Raw genomic sequence first — 17,691 nt, forward strand, 5'->3', positions numbered from 1 at the left:
CCGTTCTGACCCTCCCGAACTCACAGGCCCAGCCGCAGTGTCCGATTCACCAGCAGCGTCGCCAGCCCGACCGCCATCACGACCGCGAGCAGCGAGAACGCGGTCAGCCAGGTCGTGATGTCGGAGACGCCACCGACGACGACGCTGCCGGTCGCGCCGAGCAGCATGTAGGCGGTCCGGACGAGCCCGAAGCCAACGCCGCGCTCCTCGGTCCCGAGCAGGTCGATGAACCGGGACTGGATGGGCGCGCCCCAGGACATCGCCAGCCCGACGAGCACGGAGGCGACGGCGAACGTCGGGAGACCGGCACCGCGGCTCGCGCCGACGACGAGCAGCGAGTAGCCGACGATGCCCGAACTCATCGTCAGCATGGTCGTCGTGTCCCGCCCGAACCGGTCCGAGAGCGAGCCGGTCAGCGGCTGGGTCGCGCCGTGGACGAGGAAGTACAGCGAGAACAGCACGCTCGCCTCCGTCGTCGTCAGTCGTCCGGCCTCGTCGAGGAACGACGGGAGGAACGACGCCGTCGCCTGCCAGGTGAACGCGCCGAGGAAGGCCAGCAGCGTCGTGTACGCGATGGGTGGCCGCGAGAGCAGTTCGACCAGCGGCTCCAGGGCGAGCCGCTCGCGCATCGGCTGGTCCGGCCGGACGGGCTCGGTCGGGCGGACCTGCGTCGCGAACAGCGCGAAGACGGGGATGGCGGTGACGACCCCGAGCGCGATGGCCCAGCGCCAGCCGAACTGTGCGCCGATGAGGGCGGCCACGGGCGGGACGACCAGTCCGGCCATCGGGCCGCCGGCGACGTGGACGCCGATGGCCCGGCCCACGTCGTCGAACTGCTTCGCGAGGAACGTCGTCGCGACGGAGTAGTGCAGCCCCGCCCCCGCGCCGAGGAGCACCGCGCCGACCATGAACACGGGGACCGAGGGTGACAGCGCGAGCAGCGCGGCGGTGACGCCGGTCGAGCCGACGGCTGCGAGGATGACCCGGCGCTCGCCGTAGCGGTCGCCGAGTACGCCCGAGGGGAACTGCGTCAACGCGTACGCCGCCCACATCCCCGAGAGCGCGAGTCCGAGCACGCCGTAGCTGACGCCGAAGTCGTCGACGACGAGCGGGAGCACCGGGCTGATCGCGAGCCGGGCGACCATCGTCGCGGCGAACGCCAGCGTGCAGGCGAGGAGTGCAGTGTATGCGTACCGCCAGTTCACGGCCGACGTAACGGGCCGTCGGGAAAGCCGGTTGCGAAAGCGGTGGGGGTCGCCGGTGAGCGCGGTCCGTGTCATCGGTTTGCGTGGCGGCTGCTGCGGTGGGTTCATCCTGGAGTGGAGCCTATCCGGAGGCATGACCGGTGACGACGCACTCGCCGACCTGGCCGCGGCGCTCCGCCGGACGGAGGAGTACCCCGTCGACCGCGTCGCGAACCGCTGGCTCGGGGAGGCCGAGGCCGTCGCGGGCGACCTCGCCGACTCCGACCTGCCCGACGCGGTGGTCCACGAGCGACTGGGTCACGTCGAGCACCTGCTCTCGAACGTCGACGGGACCGGCTCGGAGGAAGCCGACGAGCTGGTCGAGCGGGCGAGATCGCTGACGGAGACGGCGCGCGAGCAGTACGCGGAGTGAGAATCAGTCGTCGGGCCACCAGCGCAGCTCCAGCCCGACGGAGCCGCCGACGCCGAACAGCCCGTCCTCCTCGTCGACGACGGCCGCCTCGGGCGCTTCCACCTCGACGGTCTCGCCGCCGACCGTCACGGAGAGCGTCGCGTTCTCGCCCTCGAGCCCGGTCGCGAGCCGCTCCAGGTCGGCCAGCAGTTCGTCGCGGCTCGCTCGGGTCACGCGGTCGGTGCGGTCCCGCTCGACGCCGCCGAACACCGGTTCGATGTCCACGTCGCGCGAGCGGTTCGAGAGCACGGCGTTGACCGCCGCGCCGACGAGGACGAGCAGGCCGACGACGTAGAGCCAGGTCAGCAGGACGAGGATGCTCGCGACGAGGTTCGCACCGGTCCCGCCCGACTTGAACGCGGTGAACAGCACCTGCGCGACGGTGATACCGACCGCCGCCAGCGCGGTGCCGGGGACGACTTCGACGACGGAGACGTCGGCGTCGGGGAAGACGTAGTACATCGGGTAGAGCACGAGGAAGAGGCCGACCGAGGTCGCCAGCGCGCGGAGGAGGGTTGCGAGCACCCCGTCGCCGCTGACCGTCAGCAGGCTGCCGACGGCGCTGGCGAGCAGGATGGCCAGGGCGACGGTGACCAGCAGGAGCAGCCCGTCGCCGAGCTGGTCGGCGAACGTGTTCTCGCGTTCGGTCTCGTAGATGTCCGAGAACGCGGTGTCGAGCCCGCGGAAGATCCGGAGCGTCCCCCAGACGAGGAAGGCGACCCCGAGGAGGGAGACGGAGGCGTCGGCGTCGGCGAGGCCCTGCTGGATGATGTCGCTCGACTGCTCGGTGAGGACGGCCTGCATCACCGACACCACGGACGCCTCCAGCGCGACGTTCTCCAGCCGCTGGACGACCGCCAGCACCAGCAACAGCAGCGGCAGGATGGAGATGAACGCGTGGTAGGCGATGGAGCCGGCCATGAACGTCAGCTTCTCGGCCCTGATCTCGTGGACCACGGCCGTACCGATCTCCCGGACCCGGCGGCGACTGACTCGCATGCGGAGACGGAGGCGTGCCTGGGAGATATAGCCCGGGGCCCGAACGACAGCCGGCGACAGAGCGCGAACGCTGCCACGAGAGCAGTGTTCATGTGCGACGCCCGAGAAGCCGGTGCCATGACCGACCATCGCGTGCTCGTCGCGGGCGAGACGCTCGTCGACTTCCTCCCCGAGCGCCCCGGCCCGCTCTCCGAGGTGGAGACGTTCGACCGCCGCCCCGGTGGCGCACCGGCGAACGTCGCGGTCGGGCTCGCCCGGCTCGGACACGTCCCCCTGTTTTGGACACGCGTCGGTGCCGACCCGTTCGGCGGCTTCCTCGCGGGGGTGCTCGCCGACGAGGGCCTCCCGGCGCGCTTCGTCGAGCGCGACCCCGAGGCGAAGACGACGCTCGCGTTCGTCACGCACGACGAGTCGGGCGACCGCGCGTTCACCTTCTACCGCGACGGGACCGCGGACACCCGGTTCGAACCCGGAACGGTGCCCGACGAGGCGCTCGAAGGAGTTGACCGCGTCGTCTGCGGCGGCGTCCCGCTCGCCACTGGTCGGTCGCGCGAGGCGACCCGTGACCTGCTCGAACGCGCGACCGACGCCGGAGCCGAGACCTGGTTCGACCCCAACTACCGCCCCGAGCTCTGGCCGGAGGGCGACTTCGCGGCCGTCGCGGGCGACGCGCTCGCCGACGTGGACGTGCTGAAGGCCACCGAGGGGGAGCTCCCGGCGCTGGGTCTCGCGGGCGACTCGCCGCGAGCACTCGCCGAGGCAGCAGTCGAACGCGGTCCCCACACGGTTCTCGTCACGCTCGGCGGCGACGGCGCGCTCGCCCACGCGACCGCCGACGCGTCGTGGGGGCCGGCGACGGTCGAGCACGCGGGGTACGACGTGGACGTGGTGGACACGACGGGTGCCGGCGACGCGTTCTTCGCCGGCGCCATCGCCCGGGTGACCGCGGGCGATGCGTCTCTCGAATCTGTTCTCTCGTACGCGAACGCGGTGGCGGCCGTGGCGACCACCGCCAGCGGGGCGATGGCCGCCCTCCCGTCACACGAAACTGTGGTGGCAGTACAGGACTCAGCGTAACGGGTCCGGCCGTGACAGACAGACCTCGTGGCCGACGGCGTCGTGGTCTCGCGTCGGCCAGTCATCGGTCCGGGTCAGCACCTCGAACCCGTCCGCGGTGACGAGAACGGTGTCCTCGCTCTTGGCACCGCGGACGGTCGGGTTCCAGGCGTACCCCTGCGGGAGGTGGACCCGGGCCTCGCTCTCGGGCGTCGCGATCCACTCCCGGCCGGCGAAGCCGGCCGCCCCGCCCTGATGGTGGTTGCGCCACTCGTCGGGGTAGCCGACGGCGTCGTACGCCGCGCGAATCTCCGCGAACACGTCGCCGGCGGTGCCGCCATCGCGCCCGACGGCCTGCGTCGCGGCCAGTGCGGTCGTCTCGACGCGTGCGGCGGCGTCGTGACGCTCGGCGAGCCAGTCCGGTTCGTCGAACGCGACGGTGCGGGTGCAACTCGCCGCGAGGCCGCCTCGGGTCGCCGTCACGGAGACGAGCGCGTAGCCGTCGAGGCTGGCGTCGGTCGGCGTGTAGTGGCGGTACGACTGCGCGCGCCGCTCGCCGCCGACGAGCACGACCGGCGAGTCGACACCGCGGGCGGCCAGTTCGCCCCGGAGCCGCCCTGCGACCGCTCGCTCGGTGTCCGACCGGCTGCAGTCGCGACAGACCGCTTCGACCGCTGCGGCGACATCGCTGCCGAGCTCTCGGTACCGTTCCACGTCTGCAGCCGTCAGCGGCTGTCGCAGGGCGCTGGCGTCGACGGCCGCGAACCCCGGCACGTCGAAGTCGGCTGCCGCGGGCGTCGCGGCGCGGTCGGCGACGGCCGCGGCGAGGTCGCCGGCGTGCCACGGGAACGACTCGACCGGCACGCCATCGAGCTCCTCGTCGGCCAGCCGGTCGGCCTCGATGTCGTTCGTGACGACACGCAGGCCGGTGCCGTCGTAGCCGACCGCCGCGACGCCGATGTCGCCGGCGCGGTCGACGACGTTGTCGCCGCCCACGAGCCAGGCGAAGCTGTTCGGGCGGGCGAACCAGACCGATTCGAGCCCGCGCTCGTCGAGGAACGCGTCCAGCCGCGCCAGCTTCGTCCCGGAGACGGGCATCAGTCGAGGCTCACCCAGCTACCGGTCTCGTCGCTCTCGACGATTGCATCGAGGACGCGCTGGACGGCCATCGCGTCCGCGAAGTCCGGTTCGTAGGGCTCGCCGGACGCCACGCTCGACAGGAACTCGTAGTTCTCGTGGACGAACGTGTGCTCCCAGCCGACGACGTGACCCGGCGGCCACCAGTGGTCGACGTAGGGGTCGTCCTCGTCCGTGACGAGCACCGTCTCGTAGCCGCGGTCGCCCTCGCGGCACACCTCCAGCTCGTTGAGGCGCTCCAGCGAGAAGCGCAGGCTGCCCTTCGAGCCGTGGACCGCGACGTGGTGGTCGTTCTTGTGCCCGGTGGCGAAGCGCGACGCCTCGAAGGTGCCCATCGCGCCGCTCGCGAACTCGGCCTGTGCGCTGTAGGCGTCGTCCACTGTGACGGGCTTGGACTCGCCCGTCTCGGGGTCTGGCCGTTCCTCGACGAACGTCCGCAGGTGGCCGCTCACGCGCTCGATGGGCCCCGTCTGCTCGCCGACGAGGAAGTTCGCGAGGTCGACCGTGTGCGCGCCGAGGTCGCCCAGCGCGCCGGAGCCGGCGAGTTCGGCGTCGTTGCGCCAGCTCCACTCGGCGTCCGGGTCGACCAGCCAGTCCTGCAGGTACTGGCCCCGGAACTGGTGTATCTCGCCGAGTTCGCCCGCCTCGACGAGCTGCTTCGCGTACTGCAGCGCCGGCACGAACCGGTAGTTGAACGCACAGCCCGCGGTGGCGCTGCTGTCCTCCGCTGCCTGCACCATCCGCTCCGCACCTTCGGTCGTCGGCGCGAGCGGTTTCTCGCAGAGGACGTGCGTGCCGGCGTCGAGCGCGGCGACGGAGGGCTCGACGTGCAGGAAGTTCGGCCCGAGGTTGTAGAACACGTCGACCTCGTCGACCACGTCGCGCCAGTCTGTCGCGGTTCTGGCGAAGCCGAGTCGCTCCCTCGCCTCGGCGAGTGCGTCCTCGTCGCGGCCGACGAGCACGTCGCGCTCGACCGCCGGCGCGTCCGGGAAGAACATCGGCAGCCGTGCCAGCGCGTTCGCGTGGGCCTTCCCCATGAACCGGTAGCCGAGGAAGCCGACGGAGAGTGGTTCGTCCGTCATGGTCACTCCGCCCAGTAGGCGTCGCCGGGTTCGGTCGCGAAGACGGCACGCGAGAGCACGTCGACGGCCTTCTCCAGACCCTCGCGCGAGCTCGTCAGCGCGTCCTCGTGCTCGATGCTGAGCGCGCCCTCGTAGCCGACCATCCGGAGCGTCGACACCACGTCCTTCCAGTGCTCCTCGCCGTGGCCGTAGCCGATGGAGCGGAACAGCCACGAGCGCTCGGCGGTGTCGGCGTAGTCCGTCGTGTCGAGGACGCCCTTCACGTCCGCGTGGTGGTCGTAGATCCGGGTGTCCTTGGCGTGGACGTGGTGGATGGCGTCGTGCTCCCCGAGGTACCGGATGGCCTCGACGACGTCGATGTCCTGCCAGTAGAGGTGCGACGGGTCGAAGTTCGCGCCGATACGCTCGCTCGTCTCATCGCGCAGTCGGACCATGCCTGTCGGCTCGTACACCAGCATGTTCGGGTGCATCTCTATCGCCACGTCGACGCCGTGTTCGTCGGCGTGCTCGGCGATGTCCGACCAGTAGTCGACCGCCAGCTCCCACTGGTAGTCCAGCGCCTCGGCGTGCTCCGGCGGCCACGGGGCCGTTATCCAGTTCGGGACCGCGCCCTCGGGGCTCCCCGAGGGGAGCCCGGAGAAGCACGTCACGGTGTCGACGCCGAGCTGGCCCGCGAGCGCGATGGCCTCGCGCAGCTCCCGGTCGTCGTGGTCGGCCCGCTCCGGGTCCGGGTGGAGCGGGTTGTTGTGGGTCGCGAGCGCGCTGACGGACAGACCGTGCTCGTCGACGGTCTCGCGGAAGGCGGCGCGCGCGTCCGCGTCGTCGAGCAGTTCGGCGCGGTCGAGGTGGTCGTCGCCGGGGTAGCCCCCGCAGCCGACCTCGACCGCGTCGACGCCGATGCCGGCGAGGTAGTCGAGCGCGTCGTCGAGCGATTCGTCACCGAGTGGAACCGTGAGTACACCGATATGCATGGGTCGTGTTTGGTGGGTGTCGGGGAGTCTCTTGGGTTCGTGTCACCGTTCGCGTAGCGAGACCGCCTCTCCGGTCCCGGCGGACTCGTAGATTGCGTCGAGCACGCGCTGGACCGTCAACGCCTGCTCGACCGTGTTGGTGCGCGGTGGTTCGCCGGCCGCGACGGCCTCGAGGAACACGCGCTGTTCGGTCCGGTGTGCGGGCTCGCGCCGCGTCGTGACGGTCGTATCCGAGAAGTGCGGCGCGCCGGCGTCGTCGACCTCGTAGATGGTCAGCGACTCTGCCTCGCGGTCGAGGTCCGCACCGGCGTCGGTGCCGCGGACGCGGTAGCTGTTCTCCGTGGGCCGGTTCGACGCCCAGGCCGTGTCGAGCACGACCGTCTCTCCGTCCGCGGTGCGTATCATCGCGTTCGCGGAGTCGTCGACCGTGAACTCGCCGTCGCCGTCCTCGCCCCACATCTCCAGGTACGTGTAGCCCTCGTCGGGGCCGAACGTCGACCGCGTGACGCCGGAGACCTCGACGATCTCCGGGAAGTCGAGGAAGTGGAGCGCGAGGTCGATGGCGTGTGCACCGATGTCCAGCAGCGCGCCGCCGCCGGCGATGGACTCGTCGGTGAACCACGACCCGCGCCCGGGGATGCCCCGCCGGCGGACGTACGTCGCGTCGACGTGGGTCACCTCGCCGAAGCGGCCGCGGTCGACGTGCTCCTTGAGGACCCGTGCCTCGGCCGCGAACCGGTTGTGGAACCCGACCATGCAGGCACCGTCGGCCGTCTCGGCCGCGGCGGCGATGCGCTCCGCGCTCGCGAGCGAGTGCGCGAGCGGCTTCTCGACGAGGACGTCGAGCCCCGCGTCGAGCGCCTCGACGACGTACTCCTCGTGGTATCGGTTCGGCGTGGTCACGATGACCGCGTCGACGCGCTCGTAGAGCGCCGTCGCGTCGTCGACCGTCTCGACGCCGTACTCGCGCTCGAAGCTGCGTCGGGCATCGGACGAGATGTCCATCCCACCGACGAGCTCGACCGCGATGTTCCCCGCACTGGCGATGGCCTCGAGGTGGTCGGCGTGGATGCCGCCGATGCCGCCGAGACCGATGATTCCGACTCGAACTGTTCCGTCCGTTTTCATCTTTTGTGGTTGATATTGCCGTGTCGCAGTTGCTGTCGCCGTACCGCCCGTGGCGCGCCCGTCGTCGGGCACGCGTTCAGTAGAGCTGTCGCTCTCGTTCTTCGCGCTGTTCTGCCTCCGCGCGCTGCTGTTTCTTCGCTCGCCGCGCCGTCAGGAGCTTCCTGAGCGCCGGGACGTACGTCCGCCGCAGGTCCCGGACGAACGACACGATGCCGTAGACCCAGAAGAAAAACAGCAGCGTCCCGCCGCCGTAGTAGACGAGTGCGACCTCGTTCATCGTCAGTCACCCCTCGCCTCCTCCGGGTCCGATGTGCTCGCAGTCGGTGCCGCCGTCAGCCCGTGGACCAGCGCCTCCTCGCTGTCGGTGTCGAAGAGGTGGACCCGCGACCGGTCGAGGACGACCGAGACGTCGGTGTCCTCGGCGACGTCCGCGTCGGGGTCGACGCTCATGAGCAGCCGGTCGTCGGCGTCCGGGTCCTCCATCGTCTCGTCGGCCTCGCCGAAACGCAGGTGGACGAATATCTCGTCGCCCATCGGCTCCAGCACGTCCGTCCGCACCGGGAAGGGGGCCGAGGCGTCCGTGATACCGGCCGTGTCGGACTGCCGGTAGATGTCCTCCGGACGGATGCCGAGCGTGACCGACTGGCCGGGGGTGAGCCCGTACGCCGACGGGTCGAAGGTGACGCCGAAGCGCGGCGACTCGAAGCCGCCGTCGGTGATCTCGCCCTCGACGAAGTTCATCGACGGCGAGCCGATGAAGCCCGCGACGAACAGGTTCGACGGCTCGTTGTAGCAGACCAGCGGTGGGTCGATCTGCTGCAGCGTCCCGTCGTTGATGACGGCGATGCGGTCCGACATCGTCATCGCCTCCGCCTGGTCGTGCGTGACGTAGATGATGGTCGTATCGAGCTGTTTGTGCAGCCGCTGGAGCTCGGTCCGCATGTGGACCCGGAGCTTCGCGTCCAGGTTCGCGAGCGGCTCGTCCATCAGGAACACGTCCGGGTTCCGGACGATGGCGCGGGCGATGGCGACGCGCTGACGCTGCCCGCCCGAGAGCTCGTCGGGCTTGCGTTCGAGCATCCCCTCCAGCTGGACGACCTCCGCGGCGTGCTCGACGCGACGGCGGATCTCGTCGTCGTCGTACTTGCGGAGCCGGAGCCCGAAGCTGATGTTCTCGTACACGTCCATGTGCGGGAACAGCGCGATGTTCTGGAACACCATCGCGATGCCCCGGTCCTTCGGTGGGAGGTTCGTCACCTCCCGGTCGCCGATGTGTATCTGGCCGCTCGTCACGCTGGTCAGCCCCGCGATGGTCTCCATCGTCGTGGACTTGCCACAGCCCGACGGGCCGACGAGCGTGACGAACTCGCCGTCCCTGATGTCGAGGTTCATGTGGTCGACCGCCGTGACGTCACTGTACTGCTTGACGACGTCGGTGAGTGTTACGCCTGCCATGGTTACTCCTTGAGTGCACCGCTCGTGAGACCGCTCACGATCTTCTCCTGTGCGACGACGACGAGGACGGTCACCGGGAGCACCGCGACGATGCTCGCGGCGGCCATCGCGTTGTACGTCGTCTGGAACTGTCCCGCCCGCTGGAACTGGAGGATGCCGCCCACGATGGGGGCCCAGTTCTGTGCGCGTCCGTCCGTCATCAGGAACGAGAAGAAGAACTCGTTGTAGACGGCGATGAACGTCAGGACGCCCGCGGTCGCCACGCCGGGTGCCGACAGCGGCACGATGACCCGGAACAGCGCGCCGAGTCTGGTCGTCCCCTCGATCCTGGCGGCGTCCTCCAGGCCGTCCGGAATCTGGGCGTAGAACGTCGTCAGGATGAAGATGGACAGCGGCATGAACAGCGCGCTGAACGGCAGCAGCATCGACCCCGGCGTGTTGTAGAGGCTGGGGCTGCTGACGCCGAAGATGCTGACGTTCCCGTTGAACAGGTCCCACAGCGGCAGGAAGAAGGCCGCCGGCGGGAAGTACGAGATGGCGAGCACGAGCAGCATCAGCGGTCGCCGGCCGGGGAACTCCAGCCGGCCGAAGACGTAGCCCGCGAGGCTCGCCAGCAGCAGCACGATGGCCGTCGTCACCAGCGCGAGGAAGATGCTGTTGAACATGTACCGGAGGAACGGCACCTGCTCGAAGATGGTGAGGAAGATCTCCGGGTTGAAGCCGGCCGGTAACAGTCCTGCCTCCGAGATACTGTCGCCCGGCGTCAGCGCCAGGACCAGCAGCCAGTAGAACGGGAACAGCGTCGTCACGACGAAGAATATCGTGACGACGTACAGCATCGCCCGGTACACCTGCTGGGGGTTCTTGATGGAGTTCTCGACCCACTGCTGGAACGGGCCGCGCTTTAACTCCTTGTCCGGTCCGTCGAACGGGTTGTCGTCGGTGCTCATATCATCTCCCTCCGTGCGTATCCGAGGATGTAGACGCTCACGCCGAGTGCGATGATGCCGGCCGTGACCACCGCCACGGCGGCCGACGTGCCGAGCAGGTTGTTGTTGAACGTCGTGACGACGAGACAGGACAGCGACGGCACCGTCGTACAGCCGGACGAGCCGATGGTCGACTCGATGACGCCGTAGACGCGCATCGACTGGATGGTCCGGAACAGCATCGCGATGAGGACGGTCGGCAGGATGAGCGGCAGCGTGATGTACCGGAAGCGCTGCCACGGCGACGCGCCGGAGACGCGTGCCACGTCGTACAGGTTACGGTCGACGCTCTGCAGGCCCGCCAGGATGAGCAGGGCCATGAACGCCGACGTCTTCCAGATGTCGGCGACGATGACGATCATCGTCGCGTCCACCGAGTTCGCCAGCGGCGTCAGCGAGAAGACGCCGATCTCCTGCAGGAACGTCGGTGCATCCTCGTCGCCGACGATGAGCCCGATGTTCGGGTTGAACAGCAGGTAGAAGATCATCCCCTGGACGACGATGGGCACCGCCCACGGGATGATGATGGCGACGCGGACCCAGCGCCGTCCCGGGAACTCCTTGTCCAGCACGAGCGCCTGCCCGAAGCCGATGACCGTCTCGAACGTCACCGAGATGACCGTAAAGAGCAGCGTCACCGTCAGCGCGCTGCCGAACAGCGAGTCCATCGACAGGTCGTCCGGCAGGAACGGCGACGGCATCAGCGCGTCCTTCTGCCCGGTGAACAGCTGGACGTAGTTCTCGATGCCGACGAACGCGCCGATGCGGGCGGCACCGAGGTTGTCCGCGTACAGCGACAGCTGCATCGTCGACAGCAACGGCCAGAACGCGATGACCCCGAGCAACAGGAACGCCGGCGTCAACAGCAGGTAGGCGAACTGCGCCTCGCTGAGGTTCTCCAGCCACGTGGTGACGGCCGAGGACCGGCTGGAGCGCGTGCTCTCCGTGCCGCCCCCGCCTCGTGTGGGTGATTCCGTTGCCATGGCTGGCTGGCGTTACACCGAGTTCTCGATCTGTTCGAGCGCGGACGCGAGGTCGGACATCGCCTGGTCCGGTGCCTTGTTCTGCTGGAGCGAGCCGTTGACCTCCGAGTAGATCTGCTGGGACTCCTGGTTCCAGACCTGCGTGACCGGCCGCGGCACCGCGTTCTCGCCGGCGATGCGGAGCTGCGTCGTGTACCGGCCGATGACGTCGAGGTCCCGTGCGGCTTCGCTGTCGATGAGCTCGGGGACGGGCGGTGCCCAGCCGCCGATCTCGAAGCGGTCGAGCTGGCTCTGCTCGTTCATGATGGCCCGGAGCACCTGCACGGCGGCCTGCTTCTTCGCGTCGGAGGCGTTCGGGTTGATGGCGAGATGCCAGCCACCGAGGGCGGCCGCGGGGCCGCCGGTGCCCTCGTACTGGGCCTCCTCGGGCGTGGTGCCGTACGGAATCGGCATGACGCCGAGGTCCTCGCCGAAGTTCTCCTCGCCGCCGTTGATGACGATGGAGTACGGCCAGTTGCGGTGCATCACCACCTCCCCGTTGGTGAACGGCTCGCGCGAGGGCTCCTCCGTGTACTGGATGACGGCCTCGGGCGAGATGTCGCCGGTGATGCCCTCCAGTGCGTGCGGGTCGCTCTCGCCGTGGACGAACGTCCGCATCAGCCGGATGGCGTCGACGACCGGCTGCTCCTCGACGGTGATGGGCCGGTCGCCGATAGGGCCGAACAGGTTCTCGTGGGCACCGAAGTACGCCCCGCCCATGCTCGTCATGAACTCGTTGAACGCACAGCACGAGAGGCCCTCGTAGGCGCTTCCCTGGAAGGTGAAGCCGTCCATTCCGTTCTGTGCCGCCACGTCGGCGGTTATCTCGGAGAAGCGCTGCCAGCTCATCGACTCCTCGGCCCAGTTCTCGCCCTCGGGGTCATAGCCGGCGTCCTCGACGAGGTCCTTCCGGTACTGCATCGTCGGGAAGTCCGCGAACAGCGGGACGGCGTACAGGTCCCCGTTGTACGTCGCCGTGGAGACGCTGGCCTGGAAGTAGTCGTTCCTGACCGTCTCCACCATCTCCGAGGGGAGCGCGTCGCTCAGGTTGAGCAGCTGTCCCCGAACCATGAACGGGATGGCCCACCCGTTGTCGACCATCAGTATCGTCGGCTCGGACTGCCCCGCGTTGAGGATGTTGTTGTACTGGTTCCGGCGGTCCCCCGTCGTGAAGGAGCCGCTGATTATCTCCAGCTGGATGTTGTCCGGCAGTCCGGCGTCTTCGAGCGACGACTGGATCTCGGACTGTGCATCGGCGAAGTTGTCGTCGGCAGCCCACTGGATGGTGATGTCCTCCTCGGGTGCCTCCGTGTTTATCTGGGTGTCAGTGCGGCCGCCACCGCCGCCGTCGTCGCCGTCGCCGCCACCACCTCCCGTGAGGCAGCCAGCGAGCGACGCGCCGACGCCGGCAGCGCCGGTCGTCTTGACGAAGACCCGCCGCGATACTCTACGTCCCGATTCCCGTGTCCCCTGCGAATCATTCACAGGCATAAGCGTAGATGCGGGGGTTTATAATTTATAATTAGCGAGTGTACAACGGCCGTTGTAGTAAGTAATATTATACTACTTCGTTGCGTAATGGAGTCCCGATGCCGGCAGACGCACCACGAATTGCGTGTTTTTACGTCAGCTGTCGAAGTAGAAGGAGCCGCGAGCGGCAGAACTCATCGGTCAGGCATCACGTTCCAGGACGGTCACACGCATCCCTTCGATGTCCTCGAGCATCGCGCCCTCGCCGCCCACAGTGAACAGGCCCTCGCCCGTATCGACCGTGATGGACGCCCGGCCGGCGAGCTGTGCGAGTGGCGTCCGGTGTCCGCCGCCCTCGGAGTTGCCCTCGTAGAACGTGTCGGCGACGACGCCCGCCACCTCGATGGGTTCGCCGTCGTCGATCGCCTTGCCCTCGACGCGCACGTGGATGGTCTCCCCAGCCATCAGCAGCGGCTCCACGTCGCGGATGAACTCGCGGATGTCGATGTACTCGATGGGCGGACTGTCGTTGCGGGCGGAGTACAGTTCGTCGCAGATCTCCCAGAGACAGCCGACGTAGTACCAGTGGAACACGTACTCGTGGAGCCGGTCGTCGACCAGGACGCCGTACTCGTTCAGCGTGTACTCGTGCGGCGCGAAACAGGCCTTCTGCCGGTCGACCAGCGCGACGAACGGCGACGGGAGCGGCCGGTGGCGGGCCTCGGTCGACGCCGCCGCCAGCCGCGTCCGGTCCGGAATCTCCTCGCCGGCGTCGACGTCGGTGTAGATGCAGAGCTGGATGTAGACCCCGCGGTCGAGCGCCTCGGAGAGCGCGGCCTCCAGCTGCTCGAACTGCTCCGGGCTGGCCGAGAGCTGGATCTGGTTCTCCGCGTCCTCGATGAACAGTCGCGCCCGGTCGACGACCGTCTGGAACCGCTTGACGATGCTCGCGGAGTGTCGGTCCAGCTCCGGCTGCTCCCACCGGTCCTCGATCTCGTCGGCGGCGGCCTCGAACCGGTCGGCCCGCGCGGTCAGGTCCTCGAGCACGTCCGCGGGACTGTGCGCCCGCACGCGGAGGTTCTCGTGCTCGTACGTCTCGACGTAGCCGCGGTCCTCCAGCGACCGGACCACGTCGTAGATTCGAGGGTCCGGCACGTCACACGCCGCCACGAGCTCCCGCGCCGAGGCGGTCCCCAGGTCCAGCAGCGCGACGTAGGCGTCGGCCTGATACGGCGACAGCTCGGCCTCCTCGAGCACGTCGCGCAGTGCGTCCGATTCCATACGGTAGGTGCGAGCAGTGCGCGTAAAGACCTTTGCGGGGTTCCGATGGCCGGTGCTGGTGCGGGTGCGCCACAGTCTCGACCCGCTGGCCCGGTCCCATCGTCGCCAGCAACTCCCTCCGCCGCCGACGACAGGTTTAGGCCCGCGCGCCCGCCAGTTTCGGGCATGACCGCACTCGACGTCATCAGGCGACCGGAGTACACGGGCGCGCGGCGGTGCTGGCCCTGCACGGTCGTCAACGTGGTGCTCGTCCTCGCCGCGTCCGTCGCCGTCTACGTCGCCGATTTCCCCATCGTGGCGGGCGTCGTCGCGGTGCTGGGCCTGCTCGGCGTCTGGGCGCGCGGCTACGTCGTGCCGTACACGCCGCGGTTCGCACCCCGGCTCGCGAACGCACTCGGTGTCGGCGGGACGTTCGGCCACGACGAGGGTCCTCCGGAGCGGGAGCTCGGTGGCTCCCTCGGCGGGGAGGCCGACCCCGACGCAGTCGTCGACACGCTGCTCCAGGCCGGCGTACTCGCAGAGGACGCCGAGGGGCTCTACATGACCGACGAGTTCCGCACGCGCTGGCGTGACGCGATGGGACCGTTACAGGAGGCGACGCTGGACGAACTCGCCGAGGCCGTCATGGGCGTCAGGATGGACGCCGACGTGCGCGCGGAACGCAACGAGCGCGGCGAGTACGTCGTGGTCGCGAGCCACGACGGCAACCGGCTCCACGACGCCTGGCTCACCCGTCCGGTCGTCATCGCGGAGGTCGCGGGCGTCAACGCGCTGGCGGGCTCCGGCCTCACCCGCGAGGCACAGCTGCTGGCCGTCGAACCGCTGCGCTCGTTCCTGGCGGAGTGCCCGGACTGTGGCGGACCCGTCGAGGAGACGACGACCGTCGACTGCTGTGGCGGGCCGCCCGGGACGGCCGCCGAGCCGGACCACGTGCTCGCCTGCACCGACTGCGACAGTCTGCTCTTCACGTTCCCGACGGAGGAGTGAGACTCAGGCGCCGCGGACGAACGTCACCGGACACGGCGCGTTCAGCATGACCGACTGCGCGGTCGAGCCGAACACCGCCTTCCCGGTCGGCGAGCGGCTCCGCCCCCCGACGACGACGAGGTCCGCGTCCTCCTCGCCGGCGATCTCGACGACGCGTTCGCCGTAGTCGCCGACGCCGCCGCGGACGACGACGTCGAGGCCGGCCGCGTCGAGCGTCGACCTGATCTCCCGCACCGTCGAGTAGCGCTCGGCCACGTTGTCGGCCGTCACCTCGGCGGCGGGGTCGATGTCGAGCTTCTCGCGGACCTCCGCGTACTCGTCCTCGCCGAAGACGTGTGCGAGGACGACCGTCGCGCCCGCCGGCCCGGCGATGTCCGCGACCGTCTCTGTCAGTGCGTCTACCCGTTCCTTGTCGCCGCGTCCGACCGCGAGCAGTACCGTTTCGAGTGCCATTTGCCCCGCATTGGACCCGGTCCGACATAAAATCGCATGCTGATTTACTCGAATTCGTATGAAGATTTGTGGAATCGTCGGTGGCGTCCAGCTACCGGACTCACGGCCGGCACACTTGAAGAACCCTCCAATAGCTGGGGTAGCTCCCTTCGGGCTGGCCCTCCTTGTAGGTGATATGAACGAGGAGACAGCGGACACGACGGGTGACTGTGCGTGACAGTCACGCTCGACGGTGAGACGCTGACGCCGGCCGACGTGGTGGCGGTGGTGCGAGAGGAGGAGCCGGTCGCGGTCGCGGACGACGCCCGCGAGCGGGTACGGACGGCCCGCGAGCGCGTCGAGGACGTGCTCGAGGCCGGCGAGGCGGTGTACGGCCTCAACACGGGCTTCGGCGAGCTCGTCAACGAGCGCATCCCGCCGGAACGGGTCGCCGACCTCCAGACGAACCTGCTCCGGAGCCACGCCGCCGGCTCCGGTCGTGAATGTACGACGGACGAGGTCCGCGCGATGCTCGTCACGCGGATCAACGCGCTTGTCAAGGGCAACTCCGGGGTCCGCGAGACGGTCGTCGACCACCTGCTGACGCTGCTCAACGAGGGCGTCCACCCGGTCGTCCGCTCGCGCGGGAGCCTCGGTGCGAGCGGCGACCTCGCCCCCCTCGCGCACATGGCAATGGTCCTGCTCGGCGAGGGCGAGGCAGACCACGACGGCGAGCGACTGTCCGGCGACGAGGCCCTCGCGGCGGTCGGCCTCGAACCACTCTCGCTGGAGGCCAAGGAGGGGCTCGCGCTCATCAACGGCACCCAGCTCACCGTCGGTAAGGCGGCGCTGGCGGTCGTCGATGCCGAGCGCGTCGTTCGTGCGGCCGACATCGCGGGCGCGCTGACGACCGAGGTGACGATGGGGACGACCGCGAGCAGCGCCCCCGTCATCCAGGAGGTCCGTCCGCACGAGGGGCAGGCCGAGAGCGCCCGGAACGTCCGCCGCTGCTGTGCGGAGTCGGAGATCGTCGAGTCACACCGGAACTGCGACCGCGTCCAGGACGCCTACAGCATCCGCTGTCTCCCGCAGGTCCACGGCGCGGTCCGCGACGCCGTGGCCCATCTCCGCGACGCCGTCGAGGTCGAACTGAACAGCGCGACCGACAACCCGCTGGTGTTCGACGCCGGGACGACCCACGCCCGCGCATCCGGCACCGAGACGGCCGCGGTGCTCTCGGGCGGGAACTTCCACGGCGCGCCGCTCGCGCACCGACTCGACTACCTGACCGCCGCCATGACCGACCTCGCGGCAATCTGCGAGCGCCGCGTCGACCGCATGGTGAACCCGAACCTCCAGGAGCCACACCTGCCACCGTTCCTCACCGCGGAGAGCGGGCTCCGCTCGGGGTACATGATCGCGCAGTACACCGCGGCGTCGCTGGTCAACGAGTGTCGGTCGCTCGGCCGGGCCGCGACGGATAACACGCCGGTCTCCGGTGGGCAGGAGGACCACGTGAGCATGTCGGCGCAGGCGGCGCACCACGCTCGCACCGCCGTCGACAACGCGACGGCCGTCGTCGGCGTCGAACTCCTCTGTGGCGCACAGGCCATGGAGTTCGTCGACGACGACCTCTCACCCGGCGCAGGGACGGCGGCAGCCTACGACGCGGTCAGGGAACTGGTCGACCCGCTCGACGCGGACCGGGAACTCGCACCGGAGATGGACCGGGTCGCGGCGCTGGTCAGTTCGGGGATGCTCGACGACGCGGTGTCCGAGTCGCTCTCGGAGCCGCTGGAGTAGAAAAGCGACTCGGCGCGCGACCCGTCGAGACACCGTGGGGGGAGTTGGGGGAGTGGCGCCTCAGACGCAGCACGCCGCGTCGCAAACGCTGCTCACCGCCTCGTCTATTTAAGAGTTTTACAACATTGTACCGCTAGAATGCCGTTTTCGACCGTCTCCTTGCGGTTCGGCGCTTCGTCGATACTCATGCGGTGTTCGTCAAAACGTCCCGGAAGAATACCCT

At 69.2% G+C, this 17,691-nt stretch carries 17 protein-coding genes; 4 read left to right on the top strand and 13 right to left on the bottom strand.

Going from position 1 to position 17,691, the window contains the following annotated elements:
* Positions 1-20 precede the first annotated feature (20 nt).
* Positions 21-1,205, bottom strand: coding sequence for an MFS transporter (locus tag NOW55_RS03095; protein WP_368407730.1), 1,185 nt, complete (start codon positions 1,203-1,205; stop codon positions 21-23).
* A 133-nt stretch (positions 1,206-1,338) separates the two neighbouring features.
* Between NOW55_RS03095 and NOW55_RS03100 the strand changes: the two genes are divergently transcribed.
* The gene (locus tag NOW55_RS03100) at positions 1,339-1,617 is read left to right on the top strand and encodes a DUF8152 family protein (protein WP_256398598.1); all 279 of its coding nucleotides are present in this window, start codon (positions 1,339-1,341) and stop codon (positions 1,615-1,617) included.
* Positions 1,618-1,620: 3 nt separating this feature from the next.
* Here the strand turns inward: NOW55_RS03100 and NOW55_RS03105 are convergent, their stop codons facing one another.
* Entirely contained in the window at positions 1,621-2,655 is a 1,035-nt protein-coding gene (locus NOW55_RS03105) for a YhjD/YihY/BrkB family envelope integrity protein (protein WP_256398599.1), read from the bottom strand.
* A gap of 117 nt (positions 2,656-2,772) precedes the next feature.
* Between NOW55_RS03105 and NOW55_RS03110 the strand changes: the two genes are divergently transcribed.
* On the top strand, positions 2,773-3,732 hold the full coding sequence (locus NOW55_RS03110) for a carbohydrate kinase family protein (protein ID WP_256398600.1): 960 nt from the start codon (positions 2,773-2,775) through the stop codon (positions 3,730-3,732).
* Here the strand turns inward: NOW55_RS03110 and NOW55_RS03115 are convergent.
* From NOW55_RS03115 to NOW55_RS03160, 10 genes are all read right to left on the bottom strand, one after another.
* Positions 3,724-4,809 (bottom strand): M24 family metallopeptidase, encoded by a 1,086-nt coding sequence (locus tag NOW55_RS03115; RefSeq protein WP_256398601.1) that lies wholly within the window; start codon positions 4,807-4,809, stop codon positions 3,724-3,726. The two genes, NOW55_RS03110 and NOW55_RS03115, sit on opposite strands and share 9 nt — an antisense overlap.
* On the bottom strand, positions 4,809-5,930 hold the full coding sequence (locus NOW55_RS03120) for a Gfo/Idh/MocA family protein (RefSeq protein ID WP_256398602.1): 1,122 nt from the start codon (positions 5,928-5,930) through the stop codon (positions 4,809-4,811). The genes NOW55_RS03115 and NOW55_RS03120 overlap by 1 nt, the downstream gene beginning before the upstream one ends.
* Positions 5,931-5,932: 2 nt before the next feature.
* Positions 5,933-6,901 carry a sugar phosphate isomerase/epimerase family protein gene (locus NOW55_RS03125; protein ID WP_256398603.1) on the bottom strand — a complete coding sequence of 323 codons (969 nt, stop codon included), beginning with the start codon at positions 6,899-6,901 and terminating at the stop codon, positions 5,933-5,935.
* Between the two features lie 42 nt (positions 6,902-6,943).
* Positions 6,944-8,029 (bottom strand): Gfo/Idh/MocA family protein, encoded by a 1,086-nt coding sequence (locus NOW55_RS03130; protein WP_256398604.1) that lies wholly within the window; start codon positions 8,027-8,029, stop codon positions 6,944-6,946.
* A gap of 76 nt (positions 8,030-8,105) precedes the next feature.
* Complete coding sequence (locus NOW55_RS03135) at positions 8,106-8,306, bottom strand: DUF8005 family protein (protein ID WP_256398605.1); 201 nt, start codon at positions 8,304-8,306, stop codon at positions 8,106-8,108.
* A gap of 2 nt (positions 8,307-8,308) precedes the next feature.
* A complete protein-coding gene (locus tag NOW55_RS03140) occupies positions 8,309-9,484 on the bottom strand; it encodes an ABC transporter ATP-binding protein (RefSeq protein WP_256398606.1) in 1,176 nt (391 codons plus the stop codon).
* A gap of 2 nt (positions 9,485-9,486) precedes the next feature.
* The gene (locus tag NOW55_RS03145) at positions 9,487-10,434 is read right to left on the bottom strand and encodes a carbohydrate ABC transporter permease (protein WP_256398607.1); all 948 of its coding nucleotides are present in this window, start codon (positions 10,432-10,434) and stop codon (positions 9,487-9,489) included.
* Complete coding sequence (locus NOW55_RS03150) at positions 10,431-11,456, bottom strand: carbohydrate ABC transporter permease (RefSeq protein WP_256398608.1); 1,026 nt, start codon at positions 11,454-11,456, stop codon at positions 10,431-10,433. The genes NOW55_RS03145 and NOW55_RS03150 overlap by 4 nt, the downstream gene beginning before the upstream one ends.
* Before the next feature lie 12 nt (positions 11,457-11,468).
* A complete protein-coding gene (locus tag NOW55_RS03155; protein ID WP_256398609.1) occupies positions 11,469-12,986 on the bottom strand; it encodes a substrate-binding domain-containing protein in 1,518 nt (505 codons plus the stop codon).
* A 180-nt stretch (positions 12,987-13,166) separates the two neighbouring features.
* Complete coding sequence (locus tag NOW55_RS03160) at positions 13,167-14,246, bottom strand: TrmB family transcriptional regulator (RefSeq protein ID WP_256398610.1); 1,080 nt, start codon at positions 14,244-14,246, stop codon at positions 13,167-13,169.
* Between the two features lie 165 nt (positions 14,247-14,411).
* Here NOW55_RS03160 and NOW55_RS03165 point away from each other — a divergent pair, with 165 nt between their 5' ends.
* Positions 14,412-15,233, top strand: a complete 822-nt coding sequence (locus NOW55_RS03165; protein WP_256398611.1) for a DUF8054 domain-containing protein — start codon at positions 14,412-14,414, stop codon at positions 15,231-15,233.
* A 3-nt stretch (positions 15,234-15,236) separates the two neighbouring features.
* Here NOW55_RS03165 and NOW55_RS03170 read toward each other — a convergent pair whose 3' ends face one another.
* Positions 15,237-15,686: a universal stress protein gene (locus NOW55_RS03170; RefSeq protein WP_256398612.1), complete on the bottom strand. Its 450-nt coding sequence runs from the start codon at positions 15,684-15,686 to the stop codon at positions 15,237-15,239.
* A gap of 213 nt (positions 15,687-15,899) precedes the next feature.
* Here NOW55_RS03170 and hutH point away from each other — a divergent pair, with 213 nt between their 5' ends.
* The gene (gene hutH, locus NOW55_RS03175) at positions 15,900-17,468 is read left to right on the top strand and encodes a histidine ammonia-lyase (RefSeq protein WP_368407685.1); all 1,569 of its coding nucleotides are present in this window, start codon (positions 15,900-15,902) and stop codon (positions 17,466-17,468) included.
* The last annotated feature ends 223 nt before the right edge of the window (positions 17,469-17,691 follow it).

The organism is Haloarchaeobius litoreus (assembly GCF_024495425.1).
GTDB lineage: Archaea > Halobacteriota > Halobacteria > Halobacteriales > Natrialbaceae > Haloarchaeobius > Haloarchaeobius litoreus.